Annotated in this window: 13 protein-coding genes; 1 reads left to right on the plus strand and 12 read right to left on the minus strand. The window is 73.1% G+C overall.

The features are described 5' to 3' along the window. Window positions 1-154: 154 nt before the first annotated feature. The gene (gene cobN, locus NO930_RS11845; protein WP_256403626.1) at window positions 155-4,108 is read right to left on the minus strand and encodes a cobaltochelatase subunit CobN; all 3,954 of its coding nucleotides are present in this window, start codon (window positions 4,106-4,108) and stop codon (window positions 155-157) included. A 34-nt stretch (window positions 4,109-4,142) separates the two neighbouring features. Here cobN and NO930_RS11850 point away from each other — a divergent pair, with 34 nt between their 5' ends. Continuing rightward, window positions 4,143-6,443, plus strand: coding sequence for an ATP-binding protein (locus NO930_RS11850; protein WP_256403627.1), 2,301 nt, complete (start codon window positions 4,143-4,145; stop codon window positions 6,441-6,443). A gap of 42 nt (window positions 6,444-6,485) precedes the next feature. Here NO930_RS11850 and NO930_RS11855 read toward each other — a convergent pair whose 3' ends face one another. From NO930_RS11855 to cbiT, 11 genes are read right to left on the minus strand one after another with little or no spacing between them, the layout of a single operon-like run. Then, window positions 6,486-7,973, minus strand: coding sequence for an outer membrane protein assembly factor BamB family protein (locus NO930_RS11855; RefSeq protein ID WP_256403628.1), 1,488 nt, complete (start codon window positions 7,971-7,973; stop codon window positions 6,486-6,488). Beyond that, window positions 7,951-8,322: a DUF3209 family protein gene (locus tag NO930_RS11860; protein ID WP_256403629.1), complete on the minus strand. Its 372-nt coding sequence runs from the start codon at window positions 8,320-8,322 to the stop codon at window positions 7,951-7,953. Before NO930_RS11860 ends, NO930_RS11855 begins: the two co-directional genes overlap by 23 nt. A gap of 1 nt (window position 8,323) precedes the next feature. Then, a complete protein-coding gene (locus NO930_RS11865) occupies window positions 8,324-9,553 on the minus strand; it encodes a CbiX/SirB N-terminal domain-containing protein (RefSeq protein ID WP_256403630.1) in 1,230 nt (409 codons plus the stop codon). Then, window positions 9,550-10,296, minus strand: a complete 747-nt coding sequence (locus NO930_RS11870; RefSeq protein WP_256403631.1) for a cobalamin biosynthesis protein — start codon at window positions 10,294-10,296, stop codon at window positions 9,550-9,552. The genes NO930_RS11865 and NO930_RS11870 overlap by 4 nt, the downstream gene beginning before the upstream one ends. After that, window positions 10,293-10,547, minus strand: coding sequence for a ferredoxin (locus NO930_RS11875; protein WP_256403632.1), 255 nt, complete (start codon window positions 10,545-10,547; stop codon window positions 10,293-10,295). The genes NO930_RS11870 and NO930_RS11875 overlap by 4 nt, the downstream gene beginning before the upstream one ends. 1 nt (window position 10,548) lies before the next feature. Next, entirely contained in the window at window positions 10,549-11,583 is a 1,035-nt protein-coding gene (cobJ, locus tag NO930_RS11880; RefSeq protein WP_256403633.1) for a precorrin-3B C(17)-methyltransferase, read from the minus strand. Window positions 11,584-11,599: 16 nt separating this feature from the next. After that, window positions 11,600-12,487: a precorrin-3B C(17)-methyltransferase gene (locus NO930_RS11885; protein ID WP_256403634.1), complete on the minus strand. Its 888-nt coding sequence runs from the start codon at window positions 12,485-12,487 to the stop codon at window positions 11,600-11,602. Further along, a complete protein-coding gene (gene cbiG / locus NO930_RS11890; protein ID WP_256403635.1) occupies window positions 12,484-13,488 on the minus strand; it encodes a cobalt-precorrin 5A hydrolase in 1,005 nt (334 codons plus the stop codon). Before cbiG ends, NO930_RS11885 begins: the two co-directional genes overlap by 4 nt. Next, the gene (locus NO930_RS11895; RefSeq protein ID WP_256403636.1) at window positions 13,485-14,366 is read right to left on the minus strand and encodes a cobalt-precorrin-4/precorrin-4 C(11)-methyltransferase; all 882 of its coding nucleotides are present in this window, start codon (window positions 14,364-14,366) and stop codon (window positions 13,485-13,487) included. The genes cbiG and NO930_RS11895 overlap by 4 nt, the downstream gene beginning before the upstream one ends. Beyond that, entirely contained in the window at window positions 14,363-15,061 is a 699-nt protein-coding gene (locus NO930_RS11900) for a cobalt-factor II C(20)-methyltransferase (RefSeq protein WP_256403637.1), read from the minus strand. Before NO930_RS11900 ends, NO930_RS11895 begins: the two co-directional genes overlap by 4 nt. Then, the gene (gene cbiT, locus NO930_RS11905; protein WP_256403638.1) at window positions 15,058-15,672 is read right to left on the minus strand and encodes a precorrin-6Y C5,15-methyltransferase (decarboxylating) subunit CbiT; all 615 of its coding nucleotides are present in this window, start codon (window positions 15,670-15,672) and stop codon (window positions 15,058-15,060) included. Before cbiT ends, NO930_RS11900 begins: the two co-directional genes overlap by 4 nt. Window positions 15,673-15,705 lie beyond the last annotated feature (33 nt).

Consider the following 15,705-nt stretch of genomic DNA (forward strand, 5'->3'; position numbering starts at 1 on the left):
GCCTCGGTCGTCGCTCCGAGGTCGGCGTACGCCTCGCGGTCGCCGGAGCCGCCGTCATCGGCCGTTTCGGGCGTCGTTGCCGTCGCGTCGGGTGTCTCTGGTGTGTCGCTCATGATGAGATGATGGTGGTCGGAATGAGGTGATGGTGGTCAGATCAGTCGTCGTCGCCGGCGCGGCCCGCGAGCGCGTCCGCGTCGCCCCGCGATTCGCGCTCCTCGATCGCCCCCTCGGCGCGGAGGTTCAGGTCGCGCAGGCGCTCTTCCGTCTCCGCGTCGGCGTCCCACAGCCCGCGGTCTATCGCCTCTCCAAGCGTGTCGGTGATCGAGTCGAGCGCCCACGGGTTCACGTCCGAGAGCCACTCGCGGCGGTCCTCGTCGAAGGCGTACGCGTCCGCGACGGCCTCCCAGAGCGCGTCGCTCACGACGCCGGTGGTGGCGTCCCAGCCGAGCACCACGTCGACCGTCGAGGAGAGGTCGCCCGCGCCCTTGTAGCCGTGCTCCTCCATCGAGTCGAGCCAGCGCGGGTTCAGCACGCGCGAGCGCAGCGCCTTGCGGACCTTCTCCTCGTTGGTGTAGACGCGCACGTCGTCGGGGTCCGCGGAGTCGCCGACGTAGGAGGCGGGCTCTTCGCCCGCGTGCTCCGTGACCGCGGTGATGAACCCGCCGTGGAACGCGTACCAGTCCGAGGAGTCGAACTCGTCCTGCTCGTCCGTGTCCTCGATCTTCACGGTCGCCTCGACGCCGGAGAGCCGGCGCTCGAAGGCGTCGTGCGTCTCGGTCACGCGGCCGCGCTTGCCGAGCGCGTAGCCGCCCCACTGAGTGTACACGTCGGCGAGGTCGGAGCGGTCCTCCCACTCGCCCTCGTCGACCGCCTTGTTCGTCCCCGCGCCGTAGCCGCCGGGCGTCGTGGTGAACACCCGGTGCGTCGCGGCCGACTCGGGGTCGTCGACGCCCGCGGCCGCGAGCTCCTCCGTCTCCTCCTCGACGTGTTTCTTCACGTAGTTCATCGCGTGGGACTCGTCGAGGTCGACCACGGCGTCGACCGCGTCGTGGATCACGCCCGCGGCCGCGGGGAAGGCGTCGCGGAAGAGCCCGGAGACGCGCGTCGTCACGTCGATCCGCGGCCGGTCAAGCACCTCCAGCGGGATCGGTTCCACGTCCTCGACGCGGCCGGCGTCGGACCACACCGGCTCGACGCCCATCAGCGCGAGAACCTGCGCGATCGTCTCGCCGCGCGTCCGGACCGTCGGCGTCCCCCACGCGACGACGCCGATCTCCTCGGGGTACGCTCCTTCGTCATCCAGATGTCGATCCAACACGCCCTCCGCGACCTCCCGGCCCACGTCCCACGCGGCGCGCGCGGGCACCTTCCGCGGGTCGAGCGTGTAGAAGTTCCGGCCGGAGGGGAGGAGATCGACGCCGCCGCGGGTCGGCGCGCCGCTCCCGCCCGGCGGGACGTACTCGCCGGCGAGTGCGTCGGCGACGTTGCCGACCTCGGCGCGAGCGCCGCCGACGCGCGGGGCGGCCTCCTCGCAAATGTACGCGAGCGCCTCGCGGAGGTCGTCGTGCGCGCCGGACCGCGCCCGGGCGTCGCCGATCGTGTCGACGTCGACGACGAGCAGATTCATGTTCACCTCGTCGTCCGGTCCCGCCTCCCGCTCGGACTCCGGCACGTCGAAGCCGCGCTCGGCGAGCGTCGCGACGAGGTCGCAGCTCACCTCGTGGACGCGGTCGGCCGCCTCCGCGTAGGTCATACCAAGCTCATCGTCGTACGCGCCGGGGCGCTCGCGCATCTGATCGTAGTCGACTCCCAGCACGCCGGCGACCGATTCGCGGAGGCTCGGCGCGCCGGGGTTCTCTAACCGGGTGAGCGCGACGAGATACTCCACGAGCCGGTCGTCCGCGGGCGGCTCGCCGAGGGTGTGCAGCCCCATCCGGATCTGAGTGGTCTTCACGTCGGTCAGGTACGCGTGGATCCGCTCGATCAGGTCGTCGATGGCGAGGTCTGCGCCCGCCACCTCGCCCTCCGCGAGCGTCGATCCGGCCTCGTCGGGGCCGCGCACGTCCGCCTTCTGCTCTATCTCGCCGTCGATCCCCAGCTCGACCGCGAGGTCCAGTTCGTCGACCGTCTCCCGGATCCGGCGTTCGAGCCGCTCGCCGTCGTCGGGGCGCGCGTCGGTCGTCCCGGCCTCGCGGTACTGGTTCGCCAGCTCCTCCAGCTCCGCGAGGTCGTCGTAGGTGCCGGCGTTCGCCATCGGCGGCGTGAGGTGGTCGACGACGGCGGCGTACGACCGGCGCTTCGCCTGCGTCCCCTCGCCGGGGTTGTTGATCACGTAGGGGTAGACGTTCGGGAGATCAGAGATTAGCTGGTCGGGCGCGGACGACGCGTCCAGTCCGACGGTCTTGCCCGGGAGCCACTCCAGCGAGCCGTGGGTGCCCATGTGGACGACCGCGTCGGCGTCGAACGACTCGCGGAGCCAGCGGTAGAAGGCGACGTAGTCGTGGGGGGGTTGCAGGTCGGAGTCGTGGTACACCTTCGAGGGGTCCATCCCGAACCCGCGCGGGGGCTGGACCGTGACGAGCACGTTCCCGAACTCGACGCCCGGGATCGCGAACGGGCGGTCGGGCGGGTCGCCCCACTCGTCGAGGACCGCCTCGCGGAAGCCGTCGTCGAGGCCGTCGAACCACTCTCGGTAGATTGCGGGCGAGACGGTGTCGACGCTCAGCTCGCGAACGTCCTCGGGCGCGACCCAGCGGTCGTCGAGGGTGAGCTGCGAGGTGAGCGCGTCGATGAGCGCCGCGCCGTCAGTCGGGGGGCCCGCCTCGGCGTCGCCGGCGCCCGCCGCTCCCGTTTCGCCCGCTCCGAGGTCGTACCCCCGCTCGTCGAGCTCTCCGAGCAGGTTCGCGGTGCTCGCGGGCGTGTCGAGGCCGAACGCCGTGCCGATGCCGTCGTCGCTCGGCGGGTAGTTGTGGAGGACGACCGCCACGCGCGCCTCGTCGGTCGGGCAGTGTCGGAGCCGCGCCCAGTTGGCCGCGAGCGACGCGACGTGGTCGACCCGGTCGTCGATCGGGTAGTGCTGTTTCGGGGCCGAGCCGATCCCCGCCGCGTCGTCCGCGCGCTCCTTTCCGGAGATGGGGTGGGTGATCACGTTGCCGTCGAACTCCGGGAGCGCCACCGACAGCGCCAGTTCGAACCCCATCACGCCGGTGTCGCTGGCCGCGTAGCGCGACCGCGACCGCATCGTCGTCACCGTCTGGAGCACGGGGACGCCGAGCCGGTCCAAGAACACGTCCTGCGCGCTCGCGCCCTCGTCGTCGGCGTCGCGGCCGCGCTCGTCCATCGAGAGCGCGAACATGAACGACGAGCACATCGCGTCGACCACGGGGTCGCCGTCGGCGTCGAGAAGCCACTCGTCGGTGACGCGCTCGGCGTCCCAGCCGTCCTCGTCGCCGGCGGGTTCACAGAAGATCGGGAGCGCGTCGACCCCGCGTTCTTCGAGTGCGCGCACCTGCGCGTCGACGTACCGCGTGTTCTCGTGCGTCCAGTGGGACTCGTAGAACCACACGCCGACGGTCGGCGTATCGGGGTCGAACGTCGCGACCAGCTCCTCGTACCCCGCGCCCGGGTGGTCGGGGTGGTAGACGCCCTCGGACGGGAGCGCGACCGGCTCGTCGTACGCGTACCCCTCGGGCGGGGCGTCGCTTGGAGCGCCGTAGGTGTCGGCCAGATATCGCAGGAGGTTCGCGAGGTTCGCGGTCCCGCCGCGCTCCAGGTACGCGCGGACGCTCGATGCGACCGCGTCGTCGGCCGTCGTGTCCTCGGCGGCGAAGGCGTCGCCGGTCGCCTTCACGACGACGGGAATCCCCGCCTCGCGGAGCCGGGCCGTCGCCCGCTCGTAGCCCGGCATGCTGTCGGTGCCGCCGTGGAGCCACAGCACGACCGCCGCGGCGTCCGCCTCGACCACCGCCGAGAGGAACGCGTCCACGTCGGCCGGGTCGTCGAGGTCGCCCTTCGAGCGCGCGAGCAGGTCGGCGTCCGTCTCGCCCGCGGCGGCGGCCACGGACCCGAGTTCGTTCTCCGTCGCCGTGTAGAGTCCGAGTGTCGTCATAAGGTTTGTAAATCCTCGTTGCTGTAAGTCAACTGTGCTTGATGAAGGCAGCGACAAAAACCCACCGACGCGAACCGCGGAGTTCGGCGACGTGGTCGGTCAGACCGAACTGAAGCGGGCGCTCTCGGCCGTCGGCGCGAACGACGACCTCTCGGGCGTGCTGGTCCGCGGCGAGAAGGGGACCGGCAAGTCGACGCTCGCACGCGCGCTCGCGTCGTACCTGCCCGAGCGGCGCGTGGTCGCCGACTGTCGGTACGGCTGTCCGCCCGGCGACGCGAGCCGGCAGTGTCCCTCGTGTCGCCGGCGGGCGAGCCTCCCGGTCGCGACCCGGCCGGCGCCGTTCGTCACGCTGCCGCTCGGCGCGACCCGCGAGGCGGTCGTCGGATCGCTGTCGGTCGCGGACGCGCTCGACGGCGAGGCGTCGTTCGACCCGGGGCTGTTGGCGCGGGCGAACCGCGGCGTCCTCTACGTGGACGAGGTGAACCTCCTCGACGACCACCTCGTCGACGTGGTGCTCGACGCGGCCGCCTCCGGCGTGAACACCGTGGAGCGCGACGGCGTCTCGCTGACCCACCCCGCCGAGTTCACGCTTATCGGGACGATGAACCCGGAGGAGGGCGCGCTCAGGCCGCAGCTCCGCGACCGGTTCGACCTCGCCGTCGACGTGACCGGGCTCGACGCGACCGAAGATCGGATGGCGGTGGTCGACCGGGCGCTCGGCCGAGACGCCGGAGCGGCCGCCCGGAGCGGCGGCGACGCGACCCGAGAGAGCGGCGAGGACGACGCGGCGGGCGACAAGGGAGACGAGACCGGCGCGACGGCCGACGATCCGGCGTTCGGGGATCCCGCCGCAGCGATCGGCGACGCCCGCGGTCGGCTCGGCTCGGTGACGCTCCCAGACTCGTTCCTCCGCGACCTCGTCGAACTGTGTCGCGACGCCGGCGTCGACGGCCACCGGGCGGACATCGCGGCCGCGCGCTGCGCCCGCACCCTCGCCGCGCTGGACGGTCGCCGTCGCGTGATCGAGGGCGACGTGCGCGAGGCCGCGTCGCTGGCGCTGCCGCACCGCCTGCGTACCGACCCGTTCGAGGAGACCGCCGACGCCGACGAGCTGATCGACGACCACCTCGGGGACGACGGCGACGAACCGGACGCGGGCGAGGGAGACGCCGGCGAGGACGCCGACGGAACGACGGACGGCGAGGCCGGTGAGGGCGGCGAAGCAGCGGACGGCGAGGGGAAAGGCGGCCCGGGCGACCGCGACGGCAGGAGTGAGGGTGGCAGGGGCGACGCGGACGGCGGCGACGAAGAAGCGCCGGCCGAGACTGCGGGCGACGAAGGCGAGGACAGCGACGGCGACGCGGACGGCGGGGCACCCGACGGACCGAACCGCGACCCGGACGGCGGACGCGACCCCGAACCGCCCGAAACGACGGCCGACGAGAGCGGCAGCGGGGCTGACTCCGCGGGCGACGACCCGGATACGGATTCCAGAGACGACCCGGACGAGTCCGCGGACGACTCCGCGGAGGCGACGCCGCTGGTACCGGGGTCTGACCGGGTCGGCGTCGGCGACGCGGTCGCGCCCGACATCGAGACGCCCGACGCCGGAACGACGGCCGGAGGGGACGGCGACGGGCGGTCGAGCGCGGCTCCCTCGACGCGAGGGACCGGTCCGCGGGTCCGAACCGAGCGTGCGCGCTCCGGCGACCGGGTCGACGCCGGCGCGTCGGTCCGCGCGGCGGCCGAGCGCGGCGGCCGGAGCGTCGAGGAGCGGGACCTCCGGCGGTCCGTCCGCGCCGGCGACGCCGAGACGCTCGTCTGTTTCGCCGTCGACGCCTCCGCCTCGATGCGCGGCCCGATGCGGGCGGCCAAGGGCGCGGCGATCGACCTGCTCCGCGACTCCTACGAACACCGCGACGCCGTCGCGCTGGTGGCGTTCGCCGGCGACGACGCCGGCCTCTTGCTCCCGCCGACGGACGACGTGGGGCGGGCGGCGCGCCACCTGAAGGAGCTTCCGACGGGCGACCGGACCCCGCTCGCGGCCGGCGTCGACGCCGCGGCCGACGCGATCGCGCGCGCCGACGCCGACGCGTCGCTCGCGGTCGTCGTCACCGACGGCGGCGCGAACGCCTCGGAGCGGCCGACCGCGGCCGTCCGGGAGGCCGGCGGGCGACTCCGCGAGGCCGGCGACCGAACGCTCGTCGTCGACGCGGGCGACGCCGGTGGCGTCGTCCCGACGCTCCTCGATTCGACGGGGGGCGAGCGCGTCCCGCTGTCGTCGCTGTCGGCGGAGCGGGTCGAGCGGGAACTCGGTGGAACGGCCGGAAAATAGCACGGAGCTAGGTGCCGGGAGCGGCCCGGTGGCTTCGAGGAGTCACCGCCGCCAGCGGTGGACCTGATACGCGCCGCGTTCGTCGCCGTCGCCGTCGTGGTACGCGACCGGCTCCTCGACCGCCGCGACCGCCTCGTCGGTCAGCGCGACCGCGGTCGCGACGCCGTCGGTGTCCGCGGCCGACACCGCACCGGTTCCGAGGTCGAACAGGCGTACCCCGTGAACCGACGGGTCGCGGTCCCGGAAGTGCTGTGCCGCCGGCACCGCCAGCGCGTCGTCGGTCCCCGCGACGTGGTGCGCGAAGCCGCCCACGTCGGCGCGCCAGCGCTCCGTGCCCGCGAGGTCGACGCCGACGGCGGTGTGTTCGGCGGGGTGGCGTGCGGCCGTCTCGCGGCCCTCCTCGGGGAAGGTGTTGCCGACGACGAACGCGACGCCAGCGGGGCCGGCGTGGACGTGGTTGGGGTAGGCGTACACCCGGTCCGTCGGCGCGTCGGCGTCCGCGTCGCCGCCGTCGCGCGCCCGATCGACGGGCGTGCCGAGGTCGACCGACGCCCGGACCGTCCCGTCGCGGTCGAGCAGATAGCCGCGGTAGTCGGCGTGACTCGCGACCGCGTAGCCGCCCGGGGTGAGCGCCACGTCGCCGACGGGCCGGGCCGCGTCCGGATCGCCGCGCTCGCCGCCGGCGTCGGGCGCGCGGCGCGGGTCCCACCGCAGGCGGACCTCGCCCGTCTCGGGGTCGAGCGCGACCAGCCCGTCGTCGTGGGCGTCGGGTTCGGGACAGCGGTTGTACGCGACCGCGACCCGGTCGCCGTCGGCCGCCACCGCGATCGGAGAGGCGGCGGCCGCGTACCGCCACGCGACGGTCCCGTCCGGGTCGATCGCGTAGACGACGCTCTCGAAGCGGCGGGCGGTCGCGTCGCCCTCGGTCTCTCGACGCTCGTACCGTCGCGCGGCGGCGTACCCCCGGTCGCCGTGCGTCTCGATCGCGGCGACGAACGGGTACCAGAAGCGCGTCTCCTTCGCGGGCGGCCCCACGTCGTCCGCCGTCGACAGCCGCCAGCGCTCGTCGCCGTCTGCGTCGACGAGGCGGACGAACCCGTGCTCCCCCCGAGTGCCGACGAGAACTCCGTCGTCGAACGGCGTCAGCGCGACGACCGGCTCGTCGCCGGAGAGCCGCCAGCGCTCGGGGGCGAACTCGCCGGCGGTGTCGTCCTCGGCGGGGTGGCGGAGCGCGTCGCTCTCGCCGCGACCGGCGTCGTCGTCACGCTCGAACGCCCGGAGGTCCCCGTCGGCGGTGCCGACGACGACCGCCTCGTCGGTCAGCGCGACCGCGGAGCGGCGTCCCCGCTGACGCGAGCCGCCGGGATCGATCTCGCCCAGCGAAGCGACGGCGTGGGCGGAAAGCGCGGGGTCGATCCGCGGGGGATCGGTCGTCGAGGGATCGGTCGTCGAGGCGTCGGTCCGCGAGTCGGCGGTCGTTCCGGGGTCGTCACCGTCGCCCTCGCCCTCACTCCTCGACGGGGAAGGCATCGTGGAGGTCGTGGTGGGTCTCGCCGAGCCCGTCGAGCAGGTCGTCGCCGTGGGTCGCGAGGCGGGCGAGGCTCCGCTCCGCGTCGCGGACGGCGACGAGCCGGCCGCGGACGTAGTCGGCCTCGGGGTCATCAGCGTCGAGCGTCGCGACCTCCTCCTCCAAGTCGACGAGCGCGGCGTCGAGGTGGCGACGGAGCGTGTCGAGCGTCTCGGCGGTCGCGAGCCCCTCGATGGGGCCCGCGAGCTCGCCGTCCAGTTCCTTCTCGGCGTGCTCGCGCGCGGCGCGGTCGTCGGTGCCGAGGACGTTCATTAAGCCGAGTCGTAGCGCTTCGAGTTCGTGGCAGCTCATGTTACTGTAGGGTGTCGTGGACGAGATCGGAGACGATGCGCTCGCGGTCGAGGTGCGAGGAGACGATGCGGTCCGCGTCGGACTCGTCGACGCCGCCGTACCAGACGCCGTCGGGATAGACGGCCACCATCGGGCCGTCGCCGCACTGGTCGAGACAGGAGGTCCGCGTGACGCGCGCGTCGCAGGCGTCGGAGTCGCGGACGGCCTGCCGGAGCCGCTCCAACACCGCGGGAGACCCGGCGGCCGCGCAGGTCTGGTTCGTGCAGACGGCGACGTGGTTCGCGGGCGCGTCGTGGGCGTGCGGGTCGTCGTCGACGTCCTCGCGGTCGGCGTGGGCCGCGCTGTGGGTCATCGCGCGCAGCATGGCGCGAGCGCCCCCCTCGTCGGCCTCGTACCCGTCGAGTTCGACCTTGTACTTGCAGGTGTCACAGGACATCTCGACGCTCCCGGTCCGGGCCTCCTGCCAGCGGTCCGCGAGCACGTCGAGCAGCCGCGGGTCCGTCCCGAGGGGCTCGCCCGGGGCCGCGTCGACGTAGGGGTACTCGGCGTCGAACGACTCCGCGCCCTCCTTGATCCGGCCCGTGAGCACGCCGTCGCCGAGCATGTACGGCACCACGACGACCGCGTCCGGCCGCCCGCGAGCGACGCGGTGGAGCGTCTCGTCGAGCGTCGGGTCGGTGACGCCGATGAACGTGGCGCGCGCGTCGGCGAACTCGCGGCCCTCGTACAGCAGCCGCGCGAGCTTGTGCACGTCGGCGTTGGCGTCGGGGTCGGAGGAGCCGCGGGCGCACAGCACGACCACCACCTCGTCGTCGGCGCGGTCGACGCCCAGCTCGCGCTCGACGGCCGCAGCGCGGTCGTCGAGCAGGTCGAGCAGCGCGGAGTGGACGCCGAGGTGCGAGCCGTTGCGGATCTCTAGGTCGGGGTGGTCGGCCCGCGCCCGTTTCACCGCGAGGGGCACGTCGTTCTTGACGTGGCTCGCCGCGAAAAGCGAGAGGTGGACGACCGAGACGCGCGAGACGCTCCCCGCGAGCCCCGCGATCGCCTCGTCGATGGCGGGCGAGGCGAGTTCGAGAAACGCGGCGTCGACCGGGATCCCGAGCCGCGACTCGAGGTCGGCCGCGAGCGTCCGCACCTGCTCGTTCGACTTCTCGCGGCGCGAGCCGTGCCCGACGAGCAGCACCGCCTCGTCCGAGAGCGCGGCCGGCGTCGGGGCGGTCTCGCTGCTCACGCGCGCTCCCCCTCGCCGACGCGCTCGACGCTCTTTTCGGTCTTGGTCCGCCGCTGCGGCGCGAACAGTCCGGACTCCCCGCTCCCCTCGTAGAGCCACTCGCCGAGGGCCGGGCCGACGTCGTCGTCGACGCCGAACCAGTACCCGCCCGACGACGACTCGTTCAGATCGCCGTAGGGGGCGTCGACCGGCGCGGCGTCGAGGTGCGCCCTGACGGTCGCGAGCAGCGCCTCGTCGTCGTGGACGACGGAGATGCCGACGGCGTTCGCGTCCGACTTGTAACACACCGTCCCGCAGCCCTCGATCAGCCCGCGGAGGAGCTGGCGGCGGTGGTCGGCGAGCGCCGAGAAGCGGTAGCCGCCGTCGGGGATGTCCGAGGCGTCGTCGGCGTCACCGCCGGAGTCGACCCCGCCGGTCGGGAGTCCGAACGCCGCGGCCGCCCGCCGGGCAGCGGGCGTCTCGACGGCGACGACGTACTCGTCGCTCGTGCGGGTCACGTCGGTGTCGTGGGCGTACTCGCGTTCGGTCACCTCGCGCTCGCGGTCCACGTCTCGCGCGCCGAACAGCGCCGCGACCCGCTCCGCCGCCGGCGCGCCGCCGACCCGAACGCGCACCTCGTCTCCGTCGATCGCGCCGTCGGCGGCCACGCGGCCCCACAGGTACGCGGCCTCGGGCGTCGAAGCGAGGAGATCGTCCGGAGCCGTCGGCAGCGGGGCGTCGGTCCAGTCCGCGCGCCCGCTCATTCGCCGTCCCCCTCCGCGACCGTGATCGCGTCGAGCGGGCACGCCGCGGCCGCCTGCTCGGCGTCCGCGATCCGGTCGTCGGCGAACGTCGCCCTCACGCTCGCTGCCGTCCGCTCGACCGACTCGGCGTCGTCGGCGTCGATCCCCGCGAGCCCCTCGTCGTCCTCCACGAACCGGGGGTCGCGGACGAGGCACGCGAACACGCCGTCGCAGGCGTCGCGGTCGACCGTCACCGTGTAGCGTTCGCTCATCTCAGTAGTCGTACTTGCTCTCGTAGCCGCGTGGGGTGACCATCCGGCCGTCCCACACGTAGGTGTCCTCGTTGCCGACGACGACGGTCGTCGTCATGTCCACGAGGTCGGTCTCGCCGTACGCCTCCAGCTCGCCGAGCGTCGTGATCTCCGTGGCCTCGTCGTCGCGGCCGGCCCCGTGGACGATGCCGACGGGCGTGTCGTCGTCGCGGTGCTCCCGCAGGATCTCGCAGGCCGTCTCCCAGTTCTCGCGGCGCTTGCGGCTCCACGGGTTGTAGATGGTGATCGTGAACCCCTCGCCGGCGACGGCGTGGAGCCGGGACTCGATCTCCTCCATGGGCGTGAGGTGGTCGGACAGCGACACCGACACGGAGTCGTTCACGAGCGGCGCGCCCAGCCGGGCCCCGCAGGACTGCGCGGCGGGGACGCCGGGGACGACCTCGAAGTCGACCATCGAGGCGGTCGCGCCCTTCGATTCGAGGATCTCCAGTGCGAGCCCCGAGAGCGCGTAGACGTTGGGGTCGCCGGAGCCGACGATCGCCACGTCGTTGCCGGCGAGCGCGCGGTCGATCGCCTCCTCGGTGCGCGAGACCTCGCCGCACATCGGCGTGTCGTACAGCTCGTCTGCCCCCTCCGTGATCTCGTCCGGGATGAGGTCGATGTAAGTGGTGTAGCCGACGATGTGCTCGGCGTCCGACAGCGCCGCCTTCGCCCGCGCGGTCATCCCCTCTGCGTGGCCGGGACCGAGCCCGACCGCGACGAGCCGCCCGGGGTCGGCGTCGAACTCGTCGACGGTCGCCGCCACTTTCTCTTTCGTGTCGCTCGACGCGCCGCCGCCGCAGGCGCTCGCCCCGCTCGCGTCGGCGTCGTCGCCCGCGGGAGTCGACGACGCCCCGCACGCCGATTCCGACGAGCCGGCGGAAGAGCCGGCCTCCGCGGCCGCCCCGCCGTCGGTCTGTGCGCCGCACGCGCTCGTCTCGGTGTCGTCCGTGCTGTCCTCCTCGTCCGTCGAACCGCCGCAGGTGGTGTCGCTCATTGTGTTGATATGGTCGCTAGAAGTCCTCCACGTCACGCCCGCCGCGCGGGGTGACGAGGTAGTCGCGGTAGTCGTTCTCCCAGACCTCGGTCTCGTGGGTGCCGACGAGGATGGAGGTGCCCATCCCGCCGACCTCCTCGTCGTGCTCGGTCGCCTCGCCGAGCGTCGTCAGGGTGTACGTCTCGCCGTCGACGTTGCGGCCGGCGTCGCCGCGGCCGGCGTCGTTGACGATGGCGACGGGCACGTCGTCGTGGCGCGCCTCGCGGATCGCCTCGATCGCGCGCTCGTAGTCGCGCCAGCAGTTGTACAAGACGATCACGAAGTCGGCGGTCGCCGCGGCGTGGAGCTTCTCCTCTATCTCCGCCCAGCCGCGCCACTTGTCCGACAGCGAGACCGTACAGAAGTCGTTCGACAGCGGCGCGCCGAGCGTCGCCGCGAGGCTCAGCCCCGCGGTGACGCCGGGGACGATCTCGATCGGCACGTCCGTCGCCGCCTCCGCCTCGGCCATCGTGAACAGCAGGTCAGACTTGCCGTACACGTTCGGGTCGCCGCCGGAGACGTGCGCCACGTCCTGCCCGTCGCGGACGCGCTCGAACGCCTCGCGGGCCAGCTCGACCTGCTTGCCCATCGACGAGCGGACCAGCTCCTGGTCGGCCTCCGCCTGCTCGTCTTCCGGCGGGAGCGTCCCGTCGTCGCGCAGAAACGCCTGATACAGGTTCGAGGCGATCACGCAGTCGGCCGTCTCGATGACGCGCCGGGCGCGCTCGGTCATCTCGCCCGGCAGCCCCGGGCCGATGCCGACGACGTACAGCGTGCCGTACCCCTCCGGCGCGTCGTCAGCGGGGTCGCCGCCGGCGGCCGAACGCGAGTCGGGGAGCACACCACCCGTCCCGTCGTCGCTCATCGCCCCACCGCCACGGTGACGCTGTCCTCGTAACCGATCTTCTCGACGACGAGCTCGTGGTCGCGGCCGCCGGCGATCGCCGACGCCTCCGAGATCCCCGGCCAGCCGATCAGCTCCTTCGAGCGGGACGGGGTCGGGCCCTCGTGGGCTTCGAGAGTCTCCTTCTCGAAGCTCACGACGCCGAGGCCGCGCTCTTCGGCGGCCGCGAGCAGCCCCGGCTCCTCCTCCTTGCGGGTGCCGGTGGCGACGAACTCCACGTCGCTCCAGTCGGCGTCGGCCGCGTCGAGCGCGAGCGACCACGCCGCCTCGAACTGCTCGGCGGTCGCGCCCGACACCGATCCCGTCCCGAGGACGACTCCCTCGTCGGCGTCGCTGTTCCGTTTGAGGACCGTCACGTCGTCGCCGACGAGCACCGCGCGCGGCCCGTCGAGGCGCGCGACCGGGCCGAGGTCGTCGTCGAGGACGGCGAGGTTCGTCGCGACCGTCGAGTCGCCGTTGACGACGTGGGCGTCGAGCGCCTTCGCGCGCTCTTCGACGCCCTGCTTGCCCGCCGCCTCGCTCGCGGTCGTCATCGCCGGCACCGCGCCGAGCGACGCGAGGTCGTCCGCGACCTGGTTCGCGCCGTGGTGGCCGCCCGTGAGCGGGATGGCCCACGTCAGCTCCTCGTCGACGACGACGACCGCGGGGTCCTCCCACTTGTCGTCGAGGAGCGGCGCGGTCTTGCGCATCGCGATGCCGCTCGCCATCAGCCCGCAGAACACGTCGTACTCGCCCCAGTGCTCGGCGAACACGTCGCCGTGGTACTCCAAGAGGTCGATCCGCTCGTAGCGGTCGGCGAGCCCGGCCTTGATCTCCTCGGCCGTGTCGCGCTTGCGCTCGAAGGTGACGATCCCGAGCGTCTCCGCCACCTCGCCGTCGGAGTCCGCGGTCGAACAGTGCCCGCCGCCGGAGTCGTCGTTCGCGTCGCTCGATGCCGTCGCCGTGTCGTCGTCGGTGCTCATTGTGCGGATTCCTCCGTGATCGCGTCGGCGTCGTCGTCCGCGTCTGTTTCGCTCACTTCTGCGTCTCGCTCCTGCTCGTCCTCGCCTCCGCCGTTCGCCCAGTCGCCGTAGAGGTAGGAGCGCTCGTAGCCGCCGCCGGTGACGGCCTCGCCGATGACCACGAGCGCCGAGGCGCGGTAGCCCGCCTCCTCGACCGCGTCGGCTATGTCGGCCACCGTCCCCGAGATCACGTCCTCGTCGGGCCACGAGGCGTGGTAGACGACGGCGACGGGCGTGTCGGGGTCGACGCCGTCGTCGAGCAGGCGGTCCATCGTCTCGCGGACCGCGTGGGTGCCGAGGTAGATGCAGGTCGTCACGTCGCCCATCCGGACGAACTCCGAGATGTGATCTTCTTCGGGGTCAAGCGTCTTCCCCTGCGGCCGGGTGAAGGCGACGTGGTTCGCCACCTCGTTGAGCGTCAGTTGGGTGTCGAGCGTCGCGCTCGCGGCGAACGCCGAGGTGACGCCCGAGACGAAGTACGTGGAGATGCCCTCGGATTCGAGCGCGTCCATCTGCTCTAGGGCGGCCCCGTAGATCGACGGGTCGCCGGAGTGCAGTCGGACGACCGTCCGCCCCGCCTCGTGGGCGTCCCGCATCAGCGGGATCAGCTCTTCGAGGTCCTTCCCGACGGAGTTCACCTGTTCGGCGTGGTCACAGAAGGCGTCCAATAGCTCGCTGTTCACGAGCGACCCCGCGTGGACGACGAGGTCCGCGTCGGCCAGGAGCGCCCGCCCGCGCACCGTCAGCAGTCCGGGGTCGCCGGGGCCGGCACCGACGAAGGGGATCCCCTCGCGGTCGTCCAACACCTCGGTCGCGGGGTCGGGGAGCGCGTCGCTCACGCGTCGCCCACCTCCGCGAACGCCGCGGTCGCCGGCTCCTCTCCGGCGTCGGGGCGGCGGGCGTACGCGAGCGTGTAGTAGTCGCGGTCCGCGATCGCCTCGGGGTCGTCGGTGACGACCGTCTCGCCCTGCTCCATGTACAGCCGGCGGCCGTACGTCACCTCGTAGCCGGCCGCGACGAGCCCCTCGTGGGTCGCCGGCGCGTCGGTCACCTTGAACAGCACCATTCGATCGGGTCCCGTCGGCGATTTCCCGGCGTCCGCCTCGCGGAGCGCCAGCCCCGCGCCGGCCTCGACCTCGACGCCGAGGGCGGTCGTGAACGCGGTCGTCGCCGAGACGCCCGGAACCGTCTCGACGCCCACGTCCGAGTGGAAGGCGTCGAGCGTGCGCCGGAGGTGGCCGAACGTCGAGTAGACGTTCGGGTCGCCGAGGGTGACGAACGCCGCGTCGCCGTCGCGGGCGACGGGCGCGACCGCGTCGGCGGCCTCGCACCACGCGCGCCGGAGCTCGTCGGGGTCGCGCGTCATCGGGAAGTCGAGGTCGCCGAGCCGCGACTCGGGGACGTGCTCGACGGCGACCGACCGAGAGAGCCGTCCCGGCGTGTAGACGGTGTCGGCGGACTCCAGGACGCGCTTCCCGCGGAGCGTGATCAGGTCGGCCGCGCCGGGACCGAGGCCGACCCCGTACAGCGTCACGCGTCACCTCCCGCGCCCGGCGCGTCGGGCGCCGATTCGGGCTCGTCGCCCGTGCCGCTCTCGACGCCGCCCGCGATCAGGTACACCGGGTTGTCCGAGTCGAAGCTCGTCGCGCCCGCGAGCTCGTACCCGCGGCTCGCCTGAAACTGGACGACCTCGCCGAGGATCCCCCGGTCGCGGAACGCCTCGACCGCGCGCCCGGCGACCTCCAGCCGCGAGACGTTCATCACGACCCGGGAGACGCCCGTCTCGACCGCGTGGTCGAGCACCGCCTCGAAGTTGCGCGACCCCCCGAGAAACAGCGCGTCCGCGTCGTCCGGGAGCCCGTCCGGTGCCTCGGCCTCGACGAGGTCGACGTCCGCGTCGACGGGCGCGTTCGCCGCGAGGTTCTTCTCCGTCACCGCCAGCCGATCGGGCTTGCGTTCAAGCGCGGTGACGCGGCCCGCGCGTCGGGCCGCTTCGATCGTCACCGCGCCGGTGCACGAGCCGACCTCGACGAAGTGGTCCTCGGGCGTGAGACCCAGCTTCGATACGGTCACGGCTCTGATTTCGGGCTTCGTCGGGCCCGCTTTCGCGTCGTGGGGAAGGCGTGTCGACGGCGTTCGAGGCATCGGTTCCACGAGAGGAAGCCCGCGTAATAACAA

The organism is Halorubrum salinum (assembly GCF_024494575.1).
Lineage (GTDB): Archaea > Halobacteriota > Halobacteria > Halobacteriales > Haloferacaceae > Halorubrum > Halorubrum salinum.